This window comes from Roseovarius sp. M141, assembly GCF_024355225.1.
In the GTDB taxonomy this organism is placed as follows: Bacteria; Pseudomonadota; Alphaproteobacteria; order Rhodobacterales; family Rhodobacteraceae; genus Roseovarius.
The window spans coordinates 3,283,498-3,301,567 of record NZ_VCNH01000008.1 but is presented as its reverse complement, the minus strand read 5'-3'; the positions used below and the strand labels follow the sequence as shown (position 1 = coordinate 3,301,567).

The 18,070-nt window shown below is 62.2% G+C and carries 20 protein-coding genes; 9 read left to right on the top strand and 11 right to left on the bottom strand.

Going from position 1 to position 18,070, the window contains the following annotated elements; translation table 11 throughout:
- Positions 1-38 precede the first annotated feature (38 nt).
- The 3 genes from FGD77_RS20055 to FGD77_RS20045 all read right to left on the bottom strand — a co-directional run bounded on the left by FGD77_RS20055 (position 39) and on the right by FGD77_RS20045 (position 1,456).
- Positions 39-443 (bottom strand): ACT domain-containing protein, encoded by a 405-nt coding sequence (locus FGD77_RS20055; protein ID WP_255013171.1) that lies wholly within the window; start codon positions 441-443, stop codon positions 39-41.
- Positions 444-462: 19 nt separating this feature from the next.
- Positions 463-891 carry a DUF1178 family protein gene (locus FGD77_RS20050; RefSeq protein ID WP_255013169.1) on the bottom strand — a complete coding sequence of 143 codons (429 nt, stop codon included), beginning with the start codon at positions 889-891 and terminating at the stop codon, positions 463-465.
- Positions 892-970: 79 nt separating this feature from the next.
- On the bottom strand, positions 971-1,456 hold the full coding sequence (locus tag FGD77_RS20045) for an NUDIX hydrolase (RefSeq protein ID WP_369682744.1): 486 nt from the start codon (positions 1,454-1,456) through the stop codon (positions 971-973).
- Between the two features lie 151 nt (positions 1,457-1,607).
- Between FGD77_RS20045 and modA the strand changes: the two genes are divergently transcribed.
- From modA to modC, 3 genes are read left to right on the top strand one after another with little or no spacing between them, the layout of a single operon-like run.
- On the top strand, positions 1,608-2,390 hold the full coding sequence (gene modA, locus FGD77_RS20040; protein ID WP_255013168.1) for a molybdate ABC transporter substrate-binding protein: 783 nt from the start codon (positions 1,608-1,610) through the stop codon (positions 2,388-2,390).
- Entirely contained in the window at positions 2,390-3,073 is a 684-nt protein-coding gene (gene modB, locus FGD77_RS20035) for a molybdate ABC transporter permease subunit (RefSeq protein WP_255013166.1), read from the top strand. Before modA ends, modB begins: the two co-directional genes overlap by 1 nt.
- Positions 3,070-4,164 (top strand): molybdenum ABC transporter ATP-binding protein, encoded by a 1,095-nt coding sequence (gene modC / locus FGD77_RS20030; protein ID WP_255013164.1) that lies wholly within the window; start codon positions 3,070-3,072, stop codon positions 4,162-4,164. The genes modB and modC overlap by 4 nt, the downstream gene beginning before the upstream one ends.
- Before the next feature lie 224 nt (positions 4,165-4,388).
- On the opposite strand, the gene FGD77_RS20025 is transcribed toward modC, so the two are convergent.
- The 5 genes from FGD77_RS20025 to FGD77_RS20005 all read right to left on the bottom strand — a co-directional run bounded on the left by FGD77_RS20025 (position 4,389) and on the right by FGD77_RS20005 (position 9,931).
- Positions 4,389-5,360, bottom strand: coding sequence for an ABC transporter ATP-binding protein (locus FGD77_RS20025; RefSeq protein WP_255013163.1), 972 nt, complete (start codon positions 5,358-5,360; stop codon positions 4,389-4,391).
- The gene (locus FGD77_RS20020) at positions 5,357-6,343 is read right to left on the bottom strand and encodes an ABC transporter ATP-binding protein (protein WP_255013161.1); all 987 of its coding nucleotides are present in this window, start codon (positions 6,341-6,343) and stop codon (positions 5,357-5,359) included. The genes FGD77_RS20025 and FGD77_RS20020 overlap by 4 nt, the downstream gene beginning before the upstream one ends.
- Positions 6,343-7,251, bottom strand: coding sequence for an ABC transporter permease (locus tag FGD77_RS20015; RefSeq protein WP_255013160.1), 909 nt, complete (start codon positions 7,249-7,251; stop codon positions 6,343-6,345). The genes FGD77_RS20020 and FGD77_RS20015 overlap by 1 nt, the downstream gene beginning before the upstream one ends.
- Entirely contained in the window at positions 7,248-8,228 is a 981-nt protein-coding gene (locus FGD77_RS20010; RefSeq protein WP_369682771.1) for an ABC transporter permease, read from the bottom strand. Before FGD77_RS20010 ends, FGD77_RS20015 begins: the two co-directional genes overlap by 4 nt.
- A 158-nt stretch (positions 8,229-8,386) precedes the next feature.
- A complete protein-coding gene (locus tag FGD77_RS20005) occupies positions 8,387-9,931 on the bottom strand; it encodes an ABC transporter substrate-binding protein (protein ID WP_255013155.1) in 1,545 nt (514 codons plus the stop codon).
- 347 nt (positions 9,932-10,278) lie between these two features.
- Between FGD77_RS20005 and FGD77_RS20000 the strand changes: the two genes are divergently transcribed.
- From FGD77_RS20000 to clpX, 3 genes are all read left to right on the top strand, one after another.
- Positions 10,279-11,913, top strand: coding sequence for an iron ABC transporter permease (locus FGD77_RS20000; RefSeq protein WP_255013153.1), 1,635 nt, complete (start codon positions 10,279-10,281; stop codon positions 11,911-11,913).
- Positions 11,914-12,023: 110 nt separating this feature from the next.
- Positions 12,024-12,665, top strand: coding sequence for an ATP-dependent Clp protease proteolytic subunit (locus FGD77_RS19995; protein WP_255013151.1), 642 nt, complete (start codon positions 12,024-12,026; stop codon positions 12,663-12,665).
- 132 nt (positions 12,666-12,797) lie between these two features.
- A complete protein-coding gene (clpX, locus tag FGD77_RS19990; RefSeq protein WP_255013149.1) occupies positions 12,798-14,066 on the top strand; it encodes an ATP-dependent Clp protease ATP-binding subunit ClpX in 1,269 nt (422 codons plus the stop codon).
- 122 nt (positions 14,067-14,188) lie between these two features.
- Here clpX and FGD77_RS19985 read toward each other — a convergent pair whose 3' ends face one another.
- Positions 14,189-14,509: a DUF1801 domain-containing protein gene (locus tag FGD77_RS19985; RefSeq protein WP_255013146.1), complete on the bottom strand. Its 321-nt coding sequence runs from the start codon at positions 14,507-14,509 to the stop codon at positions 14,189-14,191.
- A gap of 355 nt (positions 14,510-14,864) precedes the next feature.
- Between FGD77_RS19985 and FGD77_RS19980 the strand changes: the two genes are divergently transcribed.
- Genes FGD77_RS19980 through FGD77_RS19970 form a run of 3 tightly spaced genes read left to right on the top strand, consistent with a single transcriptional unit; the run spans position 14,865 to position 16,092 of the window.
- Positions 14,865-15,248 (top strand): NADH:ubiquinone oxidoreductase subunit NDUFA12, encoded by a 384-nt coding sequence (locus FGD77_RS19980; protein ID WP_255013144.1) that lies wholly within the window; start codon positions 14,865-14,867, stop codon positions 15,246-15,248.
- Between the two features lie 23 nt (positions 15,249-15,271).
- Positions 15,272-15,736: an outer membrane lipid asymmetry maintenance protein MlaD gene (mlaD, locus tag FGD77_RS19975; protein ID WP_255013141.1), complete on the top strand. Its 465-nt coding sequence runs from the start codon at positions 15,272-15,274 to the stop codon at positions 15,734-15,736.
- The gene (locus tag FGD77_RS19970; protein ID WP_255013139.1) at positions 15,733-16,092 is read left to right on the top strand and encodes a DUF2155 domain-containing protein; all 360 of its coding nucleotides are present in this window, start codon (positions 15,733-15,735) and stop codon (positions 16,090-16,092) included. The genes mlaD and FGD77_RS19970 overlap by 4 nt, the downstream gene beginning before the upstream one ends.
- Here the strand turns inward: FGD77_RS19970 and aat are convergent.
- Together aat and accC are read right to left on the bottom strand one after the other, a co-directional pair.
- Entirely contained in the window at positions 16,056-16,706 is a 651-nt protein-coding gene (gene aat, locus FGD77_RS19965) for a leucyl/phenylalanyl-tRNA--protein transferase (RefSeq protein WP_255013136.1), read from the bottom strand. The genes FGD77_RS19970 and aat overlap by 37 nt on opposite strands.
- Before the next feature lie 8 nt (positions 16,707-16,714).
- A complete protein-coding gene (gene accC / locus FGD77_RS19960; RefSeq protein WP_255013134.1) occupies positions 16,715-18,064 on the bottom strand; it encodes an acetyl-CoA carboxylase biotin carboxylase subunit in 1,350 nt (449 codons plus the stop codon).
- Positions 18,065-18,070: the final 6 nt, after the last annotated feature.

Below are 18,070 nucleotides of genomic sequence, written 5' to 3'. Positions count from 1 at the left end.
GGCGCCCGAGGGCAATAGTGCGCTGCATACCGAGTGGGTCAGCCGCGCGCCTCGCGCACCATTTCGCCAAGGGCTGTCATCGCGTCGCGCGCCCGGTCCAGCGGTACGAACAGATGGTCGTGATAGAACCCTGCCACCGGATTGACCCCCATGCCGAGGCCCGCCAGCCGCGTCGTGACCTTGGCCAGAAACCCGATAGCATCCAGCGCGGAATGCACGTTCAGCGTGATCATCCGGCAGGGAAATTCGTACCGCAGGCCCGCCGCCATGGCAGCATCACGCGTGATAATGACGGTTGTTCCCTCGCCCTCCTGCATGGTCATGCGCGGACACAGCCCCGGCGGCACGTCGCGCTCCGGCAGGGTGACGAACACATAGATGTCATCATCCAGCACCGGCGCCATACCGGACAGAAGATGTTTCAGATCATGTCCGCCAGCCATGGTGCGCCTCGTGCTCGGATCAGTTGACTTTGCGGGCCGGGCGAAAGGGCAGGGGCAGGATCGGCACGCCGTCCTCGACCAGCTTGCGCGCGTCGTCGATGCGGGCCTCGCCGTATATGGCGCGTTCGGGTGCGGTGCCCTCGTGCATGGCGCGCGCCTTGCGGGCAAAATCCGTGCCGACATATTCGGAACTAGCTTCGACCTTTTCGCGCAGAGTGGCAATAGCGTGCTGCGCTGCTGTTTCGGGCGCGGCCAGTGTGCGGGTCGCATGCGCGGCGTCGCGCGCAGATTGCACGCTGGGCGCCATGATGCCCTTGGTGACATCCGTGCTGCCACATTCAGCGCAGGTGACCAACCCGGCGCGCGCCAGTTTCTCAAAGGACGCGGCCGATTGAAACCAGCTGTCAAAGCTGTGATTTTCGGCACATTTGAGCGAGAATTTTATCATCTGTCCCGTTCCGGTTCTACATATCTAAAATATATGCCCCACTGTGAATATCAAGCGTGTCCCGTTCCGCATCGGGCGCTCAGCCCCTTAATTGGTCCGGGTCAAATTTGGCGATCATATGTGCCAGTTCGGGTTCATCCACGAGGGCGGCGGCCTTCTTGGGGCGCAGCCATCTACGCTTGCGCTGGCCTGCCTCGGGGAAATCCGAGGCGATTTCCTGCACTTTCAAAGCATAGAGCATGGCAACGCATGGCAAACCGGCGCTATCAGGGACGCTTTTGTGATAGTGATACAGGCCCAGGCAGCGCGAATATATGCGCCCGCGCACGCCGGCCTCTTCCCACGCCTCGATCTCGGCGCTTTGCATGGGGGTCTTGCAGTCGACGGGCCAGCCCTTGGGCACGATCCAACGGCCCGAACCGCGGCTGGTGATCAGCAGCACCTCGGGTTTGCCGCGCCGCATACGATAGCACAGCGCGCCGAACTGCGTGCGCAGTTCGGTTTTGTGGGCATCGCTCATGTCGATGGGAATATGCGTCGATGGGGCGGTGATGGTGCTGTCCATGCTGTTGATATGCTTGTTGTGCGGGCGCTTTTGCGCTTGCGTTTTGCAATTATATGGCGAGGATTCGCAAAATAACAACAGCTTGCAGCGGTTGGCGCGGCATGTGTGGAATTGATCCCTTCAATGGTATGTCCGGTCAGGAGACAGTGAAATGCGGATTTCCCAACCATGTGACAGGCTGCTAGCGCGATTTCGCAAGATTTCGGCGGCAGGCGTCGTGGCCCTGCTGGTTGCGGCGCCGGGCGCACAGGCCGCCAATCAAGTTGTCGTCTTTGCTGCCGCGTCATTGAAGGACGCACTGGATGATATAACGGCGATCTATCCTGGCGAGGTCGCGGTATCGCTGGGCAGCAGTGGCCTGCTGGCGCGCCAGATCGGCGAGGGCGCCCCCGCTGATGTTGCTTTTCTGGCCAACACCGATTGGATGGACTGGCTGGAGGAACAGGGTGCCGTTGACCCCGCACGCCGCGTTGCGCTGGTGGGCAATGCGCTGGTGCTGATCGCGCCGGCAGACGCACCTGATCTGGAAGACGTGGACGCGGATACGCTGCTGGCGCGTCTCGACGGCGGGCGCATGGCCATCGGCCAGACCCAAAGCGTTCCGGCTGGCATGTATGGCCGCGCGTGGCTGGAGGCGTCAGGCATGTGGGACACGCTGATGCCGCAAATGGCCGAGACGGACAACGTGCGCGCGGCGCTGGCGCTGGTCGCACTGGGCGAGGCGCCGTTGGGCGTGGTCTATGCCACCGACGCGTTGGCTGAGCCCAGGGTGCGCGTCGTCTATCAGGTGCCGGGCGAGATGCACGATCCGATCATCTATCCTGCTGCGGAGCTGACGGACGCGGCCGCGCCCTTCATGGAATTCCTGCAAGGGGCCGAGGGGCGCGGCGTGTTTGAGGCGCACGGGTTCTTGCCGCTGGTGAAGGCCCCCTGATGCTGGACGCCGCCGCATATACCGCGCTGGCGCTGTCGCTGAAAGTGTCGCTGATCGCGACATTGTTCAGCCTGCCGGTGGCGATTGCGGTGGCGTGGCTGCTGGCGCGGCGGCAGTTTCCGGGGCATGCACTGGTCAGCGCGCTGGTGCATCTGCCGCTGGTGCTGCCGCCTGTCGTGACAGGGTATCTGCTGTTGCTGACATTCGGGCGCAACGGCGCGGTGGGTGGGCTGCTTGAATCCATCGGCATCGTGTTTGCGTTTCGCTGGACCGGGGCGGCGCTGGCGGCGGCGGTCATGGGATTTCCGCTGATGGTGCGCGCGATCCGCCTGTCGATCGAGGCGGTCGATCCGAAGCTGGAGGAGGCGGCGGCGACGTTGGGTGCGGGCCGCTGGCCGGCGTTCATGCGCGTCACGCTGCCCCTGATCGGGCCAGGGATATTGGCAGGCGCCGTCATGGGCTTTGCCAAGGCGATGGGCGAATTCGGCGCGACGATCACGTTCGTTGCCAACATACCCGGCCAGACGCAGACGCTGCCCTCGGCCGTATACGCGTTCTTGCAGGTGCCGGGCGGTGAGGGATCGGCGTTGCGATTGGTGGTGCTGGCGTCCGGCGTGGCAATCGGCGCGGTGCTGCTGTCCGAGTGGTTGGCGCGGCGTATGGCGGCACGGATCGGCGCATGAGTTTGCTGGTCGATATCGCCCATCGCGCGGGCGACTTTGCGCTGGAGGCCGCGTTTGAGGCGGGGCCGGGCGTGACCGCGCTGTTCGGGCCATCGGGGTCGGGCAAGACGACGCTGGCCAACGCCATCGCCGGGCTGTTGACGCCGGATGCGGGCCGGATTGCGCTGGGCAGCGACGTCTTGCTGGACTGCGCTCAGGGCATCTGCCTGCCGGCCGCGCGGCGCCGGATCGGCGTGGTGTTTCAGGAAGGTCGGCTGTTTCCGCATCTGACCGTGGCGCGCAACATCGCCTTTGGCGCGCGTTATGCGCCGCCGGGCGCGCCCGGGCTGGACGGCGATGCGATCATGGCGATGCTGGGGATCGAGGGATTGATGGAGCGTCGCCCGCGCAGCCTGTCGGGGGGTGAAAAACAGCGCGTGGCGATTGCCCGCGCGCTGCTGATGCGCCCGCGCCTTTTGCTGATGGACGAACCGCTGGCGGCGCTGGACGGCCCGCGCAAGGACGAAATCCTGCCCTATCTGGAGCGTCTGCGCGACAGCGGCACGGTGCCCATCGTCTATGTCACCCACAGCGTGGCCGAAATTGCGCGGCTGGCAGATCGCATCGTCGTGCTGCGGGATGGCCGCGTGTTGCGCCGGGGCGACGTGACGGATGTGCTGAGCGATCCGGCCATGGTGCCGTTGATTGGCGTGCGCGAGGCCGGATCGGTCCTGATGGCGCGTGTGGTCGAGCGTAATCCCGGCGGTCTTGGCCGCCTCGAGATCGGCGGTGGCGAACTGCGTCTGCCGGGTATCGAGGCTGGTGTGGGCAAGACGGTGCGCGTCAGGGTTCTGGCGCAGGATGTGCTGATCTCGCTGGGACGGCCCGTCGGCCTGTCGTCGCGCAACATTCTGCCCGCGGTGGTGGATGAGGTACATCGCGGCGATGGGCCGGGGGTGGCCTTATCGCTACGTATCGGACCCGCACGTCTGCTGGCACGTATCACGGCGGATGCGATGGACGAGCTGGCGTTGCAGCCGGGGACCGAATGCTATGCGGTCGTGAAAGCGACGGCAGTTGCACGGGCGGATATCGGTGGCGATACGCCCTGAGCTGGTTTATTTCCAATCTAAATGGCCGATTTATCCACAGGTTTTTGCTAAATTATTGTCCAAATACGATATAGCTGCCGCATCGATTTTATCGACCGTCACCGTTTGATTTTCGGCAATCAGGATTTACCTGACCTTGAATTCTATCTGGTAGGGGATGGCACGGCGGCTTTATTGCTGAACTTGGGCCGCTGAAGAGGGGCCGGTAGGTCACCGGTCAACGCTCACTCGGCCAGATGGCAGGCGGCCATGGTGCTGCTGTCGCCGATGGGGCGCAGCTGCGGACGCTCGGCCCGGCAGATGTCCTGCGCGATGGGGCAGCGCGGGGCAAAGGGGCAACCGGGGGGCGGATTGACAGGATCAGGCAGTTCGCCGGGCGTACGCGGCGCATCGAACGATCCGCCGCTGAGCTTTGGAATCGCATCAAGCAAAAGCTGCGTATAGGGATGCTTGGGCGCGTTGAAAATCCTGTCGGTCTGGGCCAGCTCCATGACCTGACCCAGATACATGACGGCGACGCGGTCGCCGAAATGCTCGACCACGCTGAGATCGTGGGTGATAAACATGTAGGTGAGGCCGCGATCATCCTGCAAATCGTTCAACAGGTTCAGGATCTGTGCCTGAATGGACACGTCCAGCGCCGAAATCGGCTCGTCTGCGACGACGAAGGCGGGGTTGGTCACCAGCGCGCGGGCGATGGCGATGCGCTGGCGCTGCCCGCCTGAAAACTCATGCGGCAACTTGCGTTGCCAGCTTTGGTCGCAGCCGGTGGCGTCCAGCACATCTTCGACCTGCGCGCGCACGTCGGCGGCGGATTTTTCAGGCATCAGATGGCGGATCGGCTCGGCAAGGGTCTGAAACACGTTGCGGCGCGGATTGAGCGAGGCGTAGGGGTTCTGGAACACCATCTGCATGTCGGCGCGAATCGGCTTGCGCGTGCCCTCGTCCATTGTGTCGATGCGCTGGTCGCGAAAGTAAATCTCGCCCGACGACGGTTTCAGCAGGCCCATGATGGCGCGGCCCAGCGTTGTCTTGCCGCAGCCGGATTCGCCGACGACGCAGAACGTCTCGCCCTTTTGGATCTGGACGTTGACGCCGGAAAGAGCATGCAGGACCGGCTTTTCAGTGCTGAGGAAATGGGTGGGCAGCGCAAAGCGCATCTCCAGTCCGCGTGTTTCGACGATTGTGTCGGTCATAGCGCGGCCTCCGCATCATCATGCGCCCTGTTTTCATGCATCGGGTGAAAACAGGCGACGCCATTTTCCAGCGGCGGCATGGCGGCGCGACACTGATCCGTCGCGCGCTCGCAGCGTGGGTGGTAAGGGCAGCCCGTCGGCAGGTTGGTGATGGGCGGCATCGAGCCGGGGATCTGGTACAGCTTCGCCCCGCGCGTGGAGTTTTGCGGCAGCGCCTTCAGCAGGCCTACGGCATAGGGGTGTTTCGGCGCGTCGATGATGTCGCGGGTGCGCCCGGTCTCGACACATTTGCCGGCATACATGATCATCAGGCGTTCGGTGACTTCGGCGACCACCCCCAGATCGTGGGTGATCAGGATCAGCGCCACGTCATTTTCGCGGCAGAGCGTCAGGATCAGCGACATGATTTCGGCCTGAATGGTGACATCCAGTGCCGTCGTCGGCTCGTCCGCGATGATCAGTTCCGGGTCGGTCAGCAGGGCGATGGCGATCACGACACGCTGGCGCAGGCCGCCCGACAGCTCGTGAGGGTAGGCGTCCATCCGGCTCTCGGCCGAGGGGATGGCGACGAGGTTCAGCTTTTCCACGCTGAGGCGATGCGCCTCGCGGGTGCTGATACTGCGATGCGCCTTGAGTGTTTCGATCATCTGCGTGCCGATGCTGAGCACAGGGTTGAGCGTGACCATCGGGTCCTGAAAGATCATCGAGATGCGGTTGCCGCGGATGCGCCGGATTTGCCGTTCGGACATGGTCAGCAGGTTTTGGCCATCGAACGTGACCGAGCCTTTGGTGACGCGGCCCGGATCGGCGATGAGGTTGAGGATGGCGAAGGCCAGCATGGATTTACCGGCGCCAGATTCGCCCACGACGCCCAGTCGCTGACCCTTTTCCAGCGTCAGGTCGACGCCGCGCAGCGCCTCGACCTCGCCCTTTTTGCCGCGCGGAAAGGCGACATGCAGATCGGTGACATTGAGAAGTGCCATCAGTCATCCCCCCGGCGCAGTTTCGGGTTCAATACATCGCGCAGCCAGTCGCCCAAGAGGTTGAGCGCCAGCACCAGTGTGACCAATACGATGGCCGGATAGAGTGTGATCCACCAACTGCCCGAAAAGATGAATTCAAATCCTGACCGGATCAGCGACCCCAGTGATGGTTTGTCGGTGGGCATGCCAAGACCGAGGAACGACAGGGCCGCCTCGGTCATGATCGCCTCGGCCACCTGGATGGTGGAAATCACCAGCACCGGCGTCAGCGTGTTGGGCAGGATGTGGAGCCACATCACCTTGCGCGCGGGCAGGCCGATCACGCGGGCGGCGTCGACGTATTCCTTGTTCTTCTCGCCCAGAACGGAGGAGCGGACGGTGCGTGCAAATTTGGGCCATTCGGCGACGCCAATGATGAGGATCAGCATGAAGATGGCGTAATCGGCATAGATGTTGGCATCGAACGCGGTCTGAAAAAGGGCCAGCGCGATGATCGCGATCATCAGCGTCGACAGGGACATCTGGATATCGGCAAGGCGCATCAGGAAACTGTCAACCCAACCGCCCTTGTACCCCGCCCAGAGGCCGAGGGTAACGCCGAGGATACCCTGCACGATAACGGCGCCGATGCCGATCAGCAGCGAAATGCCGGTGCCATACAGAATGGTGCTGAAAACACCGCGCCCTTGCGTGTCGGTGCCCAGCCAGTAACGTTCGTCCCCACCCGTGCGCCACGACGGGGGCAGTTCGCTGTCCATGATGTTCAATTGCAGCGGATCATAGGGGTTCTGCGGCGCGATCCATGGGGCCAGTGCAGCCATGACGATCAGGATCAGCAGCACGATACCGGCGCCGATGGCGACAGGGTCCGACAGGAAACGTTTCAGGAAGCCACGCCAGGTAATCATGATTTGGCCCCCGGCAGTTTCACCATCGGATTGATCAGGGTGTAGACGAAATCGACGATGGTATTGACCACGACAAAAATCAGGCCGACCACGATGATATAGGCGATGATCAGCGGTGTATCGACGCGGTTCACCGCCTCAAGGAACAGGAACCCCATGCCGGGCCACTGGAACACGGTTTCGGTCAGGATGGTGTAGGCGATTAGCGTGCCGATCATCAGACCGCCCACCGTGACAACGGGCAGCAGCGTGTTGCGGAACGCGTGGACATAGCGGACGCGCGGCGTCGACAGCCCCTTGGCGCGGGCGAACCGGACGTAATCGGTGCCCATTGCCTCCATCATTTCGGCCCGGATAAGGCGGATGAAGAGGGGCAGCATGATCGAGCTGAGGGCGATACAGGGCAGGATCAGATGCGCCAAACCGTCGATGGTGAGAAACCCGGTATCCCAGCCCCATGGCAATTCAACCGTGGCACCACGCCCGAATGCGGGCAGCCAGCCCAGTTCGACACCAAACAGCCAGACCAGAAGGATCGCGGTCAGGAATACCGGCACCGATATGCCGATGATTGACGCGGTCATGATCGTCTTGGCCATCCATTTTTCGCGGTTGATGGCGCAATAGATGCCGCCGGGGATCGACAGGGCAAGGAATATGACCACGGAGCCGAGGACCAGTTCAAACGTGGCGGGGAATTTGTCCATGATGACGTCAAGCGCCGGGCGCTTGAAGAAATACGAATTGCCCAGATCGCCCTGAACGGCGTTGCCCAGAAAGCGGCCATATTGGACAAGGAAGGGATCGTTCAGTCCCAGTTCGCTGCGCAGGGCGTCGCGGTCGGCTTCGGACACGGATTGACCGACCAGCTCGCGCAGCGGATCGCCCAGATTGTCCTGAATGGAAAACCCGATGAGCGAGATGACGAACATCACGATCACAGCCTGAATGGCGCGTCGGATAAGGAATGCGATGATGTGCATGATTGGCTATCGTCTCTGGCGAATGCTGGAGGGGCCGGTATCGTCCTGAATGGATGTGACACCACTAAAAGCTGAGGCTACCCCGCGCGTCAACCCCTGTAGGGCGAATGACGTGGCGGCGGGCCAGCGTGATGCAGGCCCGCCAAAGCTTCTTATTCCTCGATGACGAGGTCGCCCAGATAGGGGAAGTTCATCACGTTCAGGATCGGTTCCACGTTCACGCCCTTGCGCGCGGCCCATGCCAGATCCTGCCAGTGCAGCGGAATGAAGGCCGCATCGTCATAGAGCAGCTTTTCGATCTGTTGCAGGTCTGCCGTTCGCTTTTCCTTGTCCGTTTCGGTCAGGGTCGCGATGGTCATCGCGTCGACCTCGGGGTTCGAGTAATTGCCCGAATTGTACTGACCGCGGCCGGTGTCGGCGTCGGGGGTCATGTTGAGGAATTCAAAGAAGTTCGCCGAATCCTCGGTATCCGAATGCCAGCCGATCATCATGATGTCTGCTGCGCGCTCGTCGTATTTGGGCCAGTATTGCGCCTTGGGGATGGTAGTCAGGTCAACGTCGATCTTGATCTGAGCCAGCATCGCCGAGGCCGCTTCGCAGATCTTGTAGTCGTTCACATAGCGGTTATTGGGGCACATCATCGTTGCGCTGAATCCGTCCGCGTACCCGGCCTCTTCCATCAGGGCCTGCGCCTTGGCGACGTCAAAGCGGGGCAGCAGATCGGGGTTGTGACCGTCATAACCCGCGGGCGAGTTCTGTGCCGCGACGGTTCCAAAGCCCTTCATGATCTTTTGAACGATGCCCTCATTGTTGATGGCGTTGGCCATGGCCAGACGGACCTTGGGGTTGGCCAGCGCCTCGTTCCGCTTGCCGTTCAGTTGCAGCGTGATGATGCGCGTGCCGGGCAGGGTGATGAGGTCCACCTTGTCATCGTTCCTGATCCGCTCAAGGTCGGTGGGGGGGACGGGGGCGATAAAATCGACATCGCCCGACAGCAGGGCAGCGACGCGCGTCGGTGCTTCCTTGATCGGGGTCAGTACGGCGGTCTGCACATTGCCGGGGCTGTCGGTGTCCCAGTAATCGGGATTGCGTTTGAACACCATCTTCACGCCCTGCTCGCGCTCGGAGACGGTGAAGGGGCCGGTGCCCGACATGTTTTTCGACGCAAAGCTATCGCCATGCTTGGCAATTCCGGCGCCGCCTTCCTCGTAGAACTTCTTGTCCATGGGGAACACGTAGGTGGCGGTGTTCAGAACAAGCGGGCTGGGCCCGTCCGTCTTGATTTCCACGGTGGTATCGTCGATCGCGGTGACCGTCGTCCAACCCGCGAAAATGCTTTTGAAGTCGGCCGAGGATTTCAGCCGCTCGATGGTCCAGACGACGTCTTCGGCGGTCATCGGGTTCCCGGAGTGGAACTTGACCCCCTCGCGCAATGTGAAACGCATGGTGGTGTCGTCGACGCGCTCCCATTCGGTGGCCAGACGCGGATCGAACCCGTGGTCGGCATTCCAGCGGACCAGCGGATCGAAGGTCATATGGCTCATTTGCAGTGTGCCGCCCGAAAGCTGCTCGTGCGGGTCAAGCGAGACGGGATCGGCGTCATAAGCAAAGTTCAGCGTCTGCGCCGAAACCATGCTGCCGGCGCCCAGCAGCAGGGCCGTGGCAGTGGCCGTGGCGAGGGTGCGAAGTGTTTTCATGAAGTATCTCCCTGATGGTAGGTGCGCGCAGCGTTTTAGGAAGCCGCGTCAGCAGATGCGGCAGGTTGTCCCGATTCTGGTTGCATGTAAAGACTGCTATCCTGCGATAGGCCGTCGCGCGGTCGCAAATGGCTGCGTTAAACCGCTGGATTCGGTCGAATTTCCCTTTCGGCCAAGGCGCAGTGGCCAGAGGCGCCGCGATCCCCCGCCAACATCGCGGGTGTGGATCGTGGCCGGAGCGTCCGGCAGTTCGCGTAAATGCCGACCTCGCGGCCTTGACCCTCCCCCATGTGCTGATTATTGATCGAAACGCTCAGGCATAGACGCCTGGTGTCTGGGGATTTTTCTTGACCGAACGGCTGATGTACCGGCTGGCTTGGGCCGTTGCCGCGTTGTGCGTGGCACCGATCCTTGCCGCTGCGCTGGCCGCGCTGGGCGGCGATTTGCAGACTTGGCGCGATGTTTTGTCGACGGTGCTGCCGCGTTATACGGCCACCACCCTTGCGCTGGTCGCTATCGTGGGCAGCGGCGCCGCCGTCATCGGCACGGCGACGGCGTGGATGGTGACGGTCTATCGCTTCCCCGGTGTGCGCTGGCTGGAGGTCGCGCTGGCGCTGCCGCTGGCGTTTCCGGCCTATGTTCTGGCCTATGCCTATACGTCGCTTCTGGACCATCCCGGCCCTGTGCAGACGCTGCTGCGCGATCTCACCGGCTGGGGCCCGCGCGACTACTGGTTCCCCGAGATCCGCAGCCTGGGTGGTGCGGCGGTGATGCTGACGATGGTGCTTTACCCTTATGTGTACCTGTTGGCGCGCGCGTCCTTCCGCCAGCAAAGCTCAAACGCGTTTCTGGTGGCGCGCACGCTGGGGCGCCCGCCGCTGGCGGCGTTCTGGGCCGTGGCGCTGCCGATGGCGCGCCCGGCGATCATGGGCGGCGCGCTGCTTGTCGTCATGGAGACGATCGCGGACTATGGCACGGTTGCCTTCTTTAACGTGCAGACCTTTGCAACCGGTATCTATCAGGCGTGGTTTTCGCTGGGCGAGCGGGCGACAGCGGCGCAGTTGTCGCTGTGCCTGCTGAGCTTCGCGCTGCTGCTGGCGGGGCTGGAGCGCGCCCAACGAGGCCGCGCGCGCCGGGCAAGCCGCGGTGGTGCGCGGTTCGAAGTGCTGACGAAGCCGAGGCTGACCGGCTGGAAGGGCTGGGGCGCAACGGCCATTTGTTTCCTGCCCGTGTTGCTGGGGTTCCTGATCCCGGTGGTGATGTTGGGCATCATGGCATGGGGATCGGGGCAGAGCCTGATCCAGCCACGCTATCTGTCGTTGATGGGCAATTCCGTGCTGCTGGCTGCCGTGGCGTCCGTGCTGACGGTGATCGGCGCGATCCTGATCGGGTTTCGCGCCCGCACCAAACCGGGGCGCACGTCGCGCGCGCTGGTGGTGGGCGCGGGCCTTGGCTATGCCGTGCCGGGCGGGGTGATCGCCGTGGGCCTGATGGTGCCGATGGCGGGCCTTGATAACGCCATCGATCGATTCATGGAGGGCAATTTCGGCATCGATACCGGGCTGCTGATCACCGGATCTATCTGGCTGATGGTGCTGGCCTACATGGCGCGGTTCATGGCCGCCGCCCTCAACGCCTATGACAGCGGCATGGCGACTGTGCCCGGGCATTTCGACGCGATCGCGCGCAGCCTCGGCCAGGGCTCGGCGAGGCTGCTGTGGCGGGTGCATCTGCCGGTGGCGCGCACCTCGGTGCTGACCGCGCTGCTGATCGTGTTCGTCGACGTGATGAAGGAACTGCCCGCGACGCTGATCCTGCACCCGTTCAACTTTGACACTCTGGCGGTACAGGCCTATCGCCTGGCGGCGGATGAACGCCTGCGCGAGGCGGCGGTGCCGTCGCTGGCGCTGGTGGGGTTTGGCCTGATTCCCGTTCTGCTGCTGTGCCGCACCATCGGGCGTGAAAGCCGGGCATCGCAGTAGGCGGCGACAATTTCCCGGCGTGCCCTTGCGGCCCCTTGGGCGCGATACTAAGACTCCCTTAGGATCTGATCAGCTAAGGATCAGACGTACTTCAGCAGGCAAGGCGGAATATGACAGACCCAATGGACACCTACATGAACACCCTCGTGCCGATGGTGGTCGAACAGACCAGCCGGGGGGAGCGGGCCTACGACATTTTCTCGCGCCTGCTGAAAGAGCGGATCATTTTCCTCAGCGGCCCGGTCCATGACGGCATGTCCAGCCTGATCGTCGCGCAGCTGCTGCACCTTGAGGCGGAAAACCCGTCCAAGGAAATCAGCATGTATATCAACAGCCCCGGCGGCGTGGTTACGTCCGGCCTGTCGATCTACGACACGATGCAGTACATCCGGCCCAAGGTGTCGACGCTGGTGATCGGGCAGGCGGCCTCGATGGGGTCGCTGCTGTTGACGGCGGGCGCGCCGGGCATGCGATTCTCGCTGCCCAATTCGCGGATCATGGTGCACCAGCCGTCGGGCGGGTATCAGGGTCAGGCGACCGACATCATGATTCACGCCGAAGAGACGCTGAAGCTAAAGAAACGGCTGAATGAGATTTACGTCAAACATACCGGCCAGACCCTGAAAAAGGTCGAAGAGGCGCTGGAGCGCGACAACTTCATGTCGCCCGAGGACGCCAAGAATTGGGGCCTGATCGACGAGATCGTCGAGAACCGAATCAAGCCCGAGGACGACGAAAAGCCCAAGTCATAAGACAAGAATCACAGGTTTCGGGCGCGGCATTTTGCGATTGTCGCCGCCCGGTGCCTGCCCTAAGTTAAGGAAAAGGGTGGCCTGACCTGTGTCTTGGCCCCCGTTTGCAACGCACCGCCCGAAAGGTAGATCATGTCGAATAATTCAGGCAGCGACAGCAAGAACACCCTCTATTGCAGTTTCTGCGGCAAAAGCCAGCACGAGGTACGCAAGCTGATCGCCGGCCCGACCGTGTTCATCTGCGACGAATGCGTCGAGCTGTGCATGGATATCATCCGCGAAGAAACGCGCAGTGCCGGGCTGAAAACGTCCGAGGGTGTGCCCGCCCCACGCGAGATCTGTGATGTGCTGGATGATTATGTCATCGGTCAGGCCACGGCCAAGAAGGTGCTGTCGGTTGCGGTTCACAACCATTACAAACGTCTCAACAACTCCGGCAAAAGCGGCGATATCGAGCTGCAAAAATCCAACATCATGCTGATCGGTCCCACCGGCTGCGGCAAGACGCTGCTGGCGCAGACGCTGGCGCGGATTCTGGATGTGCCGTTTACCATGGCGGATGCGACGACCCTGACCGAGGCCGGTTATGTCGGTGAGGATGTCGAGAACATCATCCTGAAGCTGCTTCAGGCGTCCGAATATAATGTGGAGCGTGCGCAGCGCGGCATCGTCTATATCGACGAGGTCGACAAGATCACGCGCAAGTCTGAAAACCCGTCGATCACGCGCGACGTGTCGGGCGAGGGCGTGCAGCAGGCACTGCTCAAGCTGATGGAGGGCACGGTTGCGGCCGTGCCGCCGCAGGGGGGGCGCAAGCATCCGCAGCAGGAATTCCTGCAAGTGGATACGACCAACATCCTGTTCATCTGCGGTGGCGCCTTTGCCGGCCTTGACAAGATCATCGCGGCGCGCGGCAAGGGCAGCGCAATGGGTTTTGGCGCGGATGTCCGCGACAAGGACGATCGCGGCGTCGGCGAGGTGTTCAAGGATCTCGAGCCTGAGGATCTGTTGAAATTCGGTCTGATCCCCGAATTCGTGGGCCGCTTGCCTGTCATCGCAACGCTTGAGGATCTGGACGAGGACGCGCTTATCACCATTCTGACGCAGCCAAAGAACGCGCTGGTCAAGCAATACCAGCGCCTGTTCGAACTGGAGAATGTTCAGCTGACCTTTACCGACGATGCGCTGACGGCCATCGCCAAGCGGGCCATTACGCGCAAGACCGGCGCGCGCGGGCTTCGCTCGATCCTTGAGGACATTCTGCTGGATACGATGTTCGAAGTGCCCAGCATGGAAAACGTCGAAGAGGTCGTGGTGAACGAGGAGGCGGTCATTTCCGACGCCGCGCCGCTGCTGATCTACGCGGAAAGTGCCAAGAAGGAAGGCGCGTCGGCAGGTTGAGCCGGTCGCCATTTTGAAGTTTGAAAGAGTGGACCTGTCGGTTCACTCTTTTTCTTTTGGCATGGTAAAAACCGGGCCGGTGTGCGCCGCCGGACACAGCGGGCAGTCACCGGGGTAGCGGATCACGTTGCAATCGCTTGTCTCAAGAAACTCTCGGTCTCTTTTGCGGAGACATCCTCCAAGGTTCGAAACTTCAAATGGCGCTGATTTTTTCCCTTCCCTTCTAGAAGGGCGTCGGGATCATCGAACGAAGCGCCTTGCGAGAACTCCAGCGACACGTGGTCTTTGTAGGTAAAAATCCCGCCCACGAACTTGCCGTCATCACCCGGATCAAGCGCAAGCACCTCTCCGCCATATTTGGGAAGGTACCGAACATCCGGCTCAATCTGATCGACAATCTCTTTGATCGCGCCTTCAATTTCTTGTGACTCTACCTTGTCCATTCTTCAAGCTCCACTGGCGGTCGGTAACTTCAACCGTTTGATTAAACGCCTGTTTCATCGCCCTTCGTAGAATGCGAGTTGTCCGTCAAAAAGGTCTGACGGCGCGTACCGCCCCCTAAAGGCGCCCGTTTCTCACAGCTTTCGCGCTTTAGGCTACTTCAACGACAGCATCTGCGAAACCAATTTTGGCCAAACCGGCACCACCCCGGTTAACCGGCCTGCGCTTGAAATTTGGGCAGGGCACCAGACTGGCTGCGCAGGCGGGAGGCATGCATGACATCGTTTCCTGCGCCCGCCCACTGGACCTTTTCCCGCCAATACGCCATATCAGGAACAACGACCTGCGGAGGACGACATGGGCATTCTCAACTCGCTGCTGCGCGCTGTGACATGGTGGCACGGGCAGACCCTCAACACTCAGCTTTATACTTGGCGCAAAGGCACCAAGGTGGGTGAGGATTCGCAGGGTAATATCTTTTACCGCTCGAAAGACGGCGATCGCCGCTGGGTCATTTACAATGGCGAGGCCGAGGCAAGCCGCGTCAGCCCCGAATGGCATGGCTGGTTGCATCATACCTATCAGGATCCGCCGACAGAGACGCCGCTGCCGCATCAGCCATGGGAAAAGCCGCATCTGGAAAACCTGACCGGCACCGCGCTGGCCTATGCGCCTGCCGGGTCGATCCGCCGCAGTGGTTCCAAGCCGCGCAGCGATTACGAGGCGTGGAGCCCCGAATAAGGCCCCACTGGCAGAGAGCGGACATGGCTGAAAACAAAAGCGAAATCATCGCAGGGGCCGTCGTCGTGGCGGTGGCACTGGGCTTTGTCGCCTATGCGGGCAAACTGACCGGCGCCTCTGCCGCTGCAGACAGCTACGAGCTTTCGGCCAGCTTTCGCTCGGCGGATGGCATCACGGTGGGCACCGACGTGCGCCTGGCCGGGGTCAAGGTGGGGCGCGTGACGTCGATGGCGCTGGACCCGGCGACATACCGCGCCGGCACGACGATCAGCGTGGCCCGAGCGATAGACGTTCCCGACGACAGCGCGCTGGCGATATCGTCCGAGGGGCTTTTGGGCGGGAATTATGTTGAAATCCTGCCCGGCGGCTCTCCGTTGTATTTCGCGCCGGGTGACCAGATCGAATTCACCCAAGGATCAATCAGCCTTGTGTCGCTGCTGATGAAATTCGTCGGCGGCGACGACGGCGACAGGAGTTCGGCAGAATGAGATCTGTTGCGCTATTCCTTGCTTTGCTGATGCCGTTTGCGGCTGCGGCGCAGGACGGGGCAACCACGGGCACCGGGGCGATGCTGCGTGCGCTGGAAAAAATATCTGGCGAGACGACCGACTTCACCCTGACCCCGGGCGAGCAGGCCACATTCGGGCGCCTGAGCATCGAAATGGACGAGTGCCGGTATCCCGCAGGCGATCCGGCGGCGGATGCCTTTGCCTATCTGATCATGCGCGAAGTGGGGGCGGATACGCCCGTATTTTCAGGCTGGATGGTGGCATCTTCACCGGCGCTGAATGCGCTGGATCATCCCCGCTACGACGTCTGGGTGCTGCGCTGCAAGACCGACTGAGTGTCGCGGTCCAGCGGATGGCGCGCCATATGCGCCGGGTAGTGTAGCGCCGTCGCCAGTTGGCGACGGTAGGCGGCACGGCTGATTTCCGCGGCCCCGAGGCTGGCCAGATGGTCGGTGATGAACTGCGTATCGAACAGCATGTAGCCGCAACGGCGCAGGTGGTCGACCATATGCACCAGCGCCAGTTTCGAGCCGTCGGTGTGGCGTGAAAACATGCTTTCCCCGAAAAACGCGGCGCCCAGCGTGACGCCATAGACGCCGCCCACCAGCGCGCCGTCCTGCCTGATCTCCAGTGAATGGGCGTGCCCCATTTCGTTCAGCAGCAGGTAAAGGCGGCGTATTTCGGCGTTGATCCACGTCTCGGGGCGGTCTGCACAGGCATCGATGACGCCTGCGAAATCGGTGTTCAGTGACACCTGATAGACGCCGCGCCGCATCCGCCGCGCAAGACTGCGTGAAATATGCAGCCCGTTCAGCGGTAGCACGCCCCGTCGGCGCGGATCGACCCAGAAGATTTCAGGATCGTCGCGGCCCTCGGACATGGGAAAGACGCCGGCCGCATAGGCATTGAGAAGCAGCTCGGGCGTCAGGACGAAATCGTCATCCGTCATGTCGCGCCTCAGTCCCGCAGATGCGTCTCCAGCCAGTGTTCCAACCAGTGGATATTGTAGTCGCCAGACTGGACATCGCCGTCCTGTAGCAGCGCATGGAACAGTGGCACTGTGGTTTCGACCCCATCGACGATAAGCTCGCCCAATGCCCGGTTCAGCCGCGCCAGCGCGGCGGGGCGGTCGGGGGCATGCACGACCAGCTTGCCGATGAGCGAATCGTAATAGGGCGGAATGGTGTAGCCATCATACAGCGCGCTATCGATCCGCACGCCAAGGCCGCCGGGCGCGTGAAACTGCGTGATCTTGCCGGGGCGCGGCGCGAACTCGGGCAGCTTTTCGGCGTTGATGCGCACCTCGATGGCGTGGCCGTTGATGCGCAGATCGTCCTGCTGAAATTCCATTGGCAAACCAGCCGCGACGCGGATCTGTTCGCGCACCAGATCGACGCCAAAGATCGCCTCGGTCACCGGATGCTCGACCTGCAGGCGAGTGTTCATTTCGATGAAATAGAACTCGCCGTTTTCATAAAGGAATTCGATCGTGCCGGCGCCGGTATAGTTGATACGGGCCACGGCATCTGCGCAGATGGCACCGATGCGCGCGCGTTCCTCGGGGGTGATCGACGGGCCGGGGGCCTCTTCGAACACTTTCTGGTGGCGGCGCTGAAGCGAACAGTCACGCTCGCCCAGATGCACGGCGCGGCCCTTGCCATCGCCGAACACCTGAATTTCGATGTGGCGCGGGGTCGTCAGGTATTTCTCGATATAGACTTCGTCATTGCCGAAGTTCGATTTGCCCTCGGCGCGGGCGGTCTGGAAGGCGCGCTCCATCTCGGCGGCGTTTTGCGCCACCTTCATGCCCTTGCCGCCGCCGCCGGCGGTGGCCTTGATGATGACGGGATATCCGACCTCTGCGCCGATGCGCTTGGCCTCGGCCAGATTCGGGACGCCGCCTTCGCTGCCGGGCACGCACGGTACGCCCAGTTTTTTCATCGTATCCTTGGCGGTAATCTTGTCGCCCATGACGCGGATATGTTCAGCCGTCGGGCCGATGAAGGTCAGGCCGTGATCCTCGACGATCTGCACGAAGGTCGCATTTTCCGACAGAAAACCATAGCCGGGATGGATCGCCTGCGCGCCCGTCACCTCGCAGGCCGCGATGATCGCAGGGATCGACAGGTAGCTGTCGGTGGCGGCGGGCGGGCCGATGCACACGCTTTCGTCGGCCATGCGGACATGCATGGCGTCGGCGTCGGCGGTGGAGTGAACGGCAACCGAATGGATGCCCATCTCGCGTGCGGCGCGGATGACCCTCAGGGCGATCTCGCCCCGGTTGGCGATCAGGATTTTCTCGAACATTGCGTG

Excerpts from the sequence above, each read along its gene's own strand:
- FGD77_RS20055 (WP_255013171.1), bottom strand. The coding sequence starts at position 443 with ATGGCTGGCGGACATGATCTGAAACATCTTCTGTCCGGTATGGCGCCG.
- FGD77_RS20050 (WP_255013169.1), bottom strand. The coding sequence starts at position 891 with ATGATAAAATTCTCGCTCAAATGTGCCGAAAATCACAGCTTTGACAGC.
- FGD77_RS20045 (WP_369682744.1), bottom strand. The coding sequence starts at position 1,456 with ATGGACAGCACCATCACCGCCCCATCGACGCATATTCCCATCGACATG.
- modA (WP_255013168.1), top strand. The coding sequence starts at position 1,608 with ATGCGGATTTCCCAACCATGTGACAGGCTGCTAGCGCGATTTCGCAAG.
- modB (WP_255013166.1), top strand. The coding sequence starts at position 2,390 with ATGCTGGACGCCGCCGCATATACCGCGCTGGCGCTGTCGCTGAAAGTG.
- modC (WP_255013164.1), top strand. The coding sequence starts at position 3,070 with ATGAGTTTGCTGGTCGATATCGCCCATCGCGCGGGCGACTTTGCGCTG.
- FGD77_RS20025 (WP_255013163.1), bottom strand. The coding sequence starts at position 5,360 with ATGACCGACACAATCGTCGAAACACGCGGACTGGAGATGCGCTTTGCG.
- FGD77_RS20020 (WP_255013161.1), bottom strand. The coding sequence starts at position 6,343 with ATGGCACTTCTCAATGTCACCGATCTGCATGTCGCCTTTCCGCGCGGC.
- FGD77_RS20015 (WP_255013160.1), bottom strand. The coding sequence starts at position 7,251 with ATGATTACCTGGCGTGGCTTCCTGAAACGTTTCCTGTCGGACCCTGTC.
- FGD77_RS20005 (WP_255013155.1), bottom strand. The coding sequence starts at position 9,931 with ATGAAAACACTTCGCACCCTCGCCACGGCCACTGCCACGGCCCTGCTG.
- FGD77_RS19995 (WP_255013151.1), top strand. The coding sequence starts at position 12,024 with ATGACAGACCCAATGGACACCTACATGAACACCCTCGTGCCGATGGTG.
- clpX (WP_255013149.1), top strand. The coding sequence starts at position 12,798 with ATGTCGAATAATTCAGGCAGCGACAGCAAGAACACCCTCTATTGCAGT.
- FGD77_RS19985 (WP_255013146.1), bottom strand. The coding sequence starts at position 14,509 with ATGGACAAGGTAGAGTCACAAGAAATTGAAGGCGCGATCAAAGAGATT.
- FGD77_RS19980 (WP_255013144.1), top strand. The coding sequence starts at position 14,865 with ATGGGCATTCTCAACTCGCTGCTGCGCGCTGTGACATGGTGGCACGGG.
- mlaD (WP_255013141.1), top strand. The coding sequence starts at position 15,272 with ATGGCTGAAAACAAAAGCGAAATCATCGCAGGGGCCGTCGTCGTGGCG.
- FGD77_RS19970 (WP_255013139.1), top strand. The coding sequence starts at position 15,733 with ATGAGATCTGTTGCGCTATTCCTTGCTTTGCTGATGCCGTTTGCGGCT.
- aat (WP_255013136.1), bottom strand. The coding sequence starts at position 16,706 with ATGACGGATGACGATTTCGTCCTGACGCCCGAGCTGCTTCTCAATGCC.
- accC (WP_255013134.1), bottom strand. The coding sequence starts at position 18,064 with ATGTTCGAGAAAATCCTGATCGCCAACCGGGGCGAGATCGCCCTGAGG.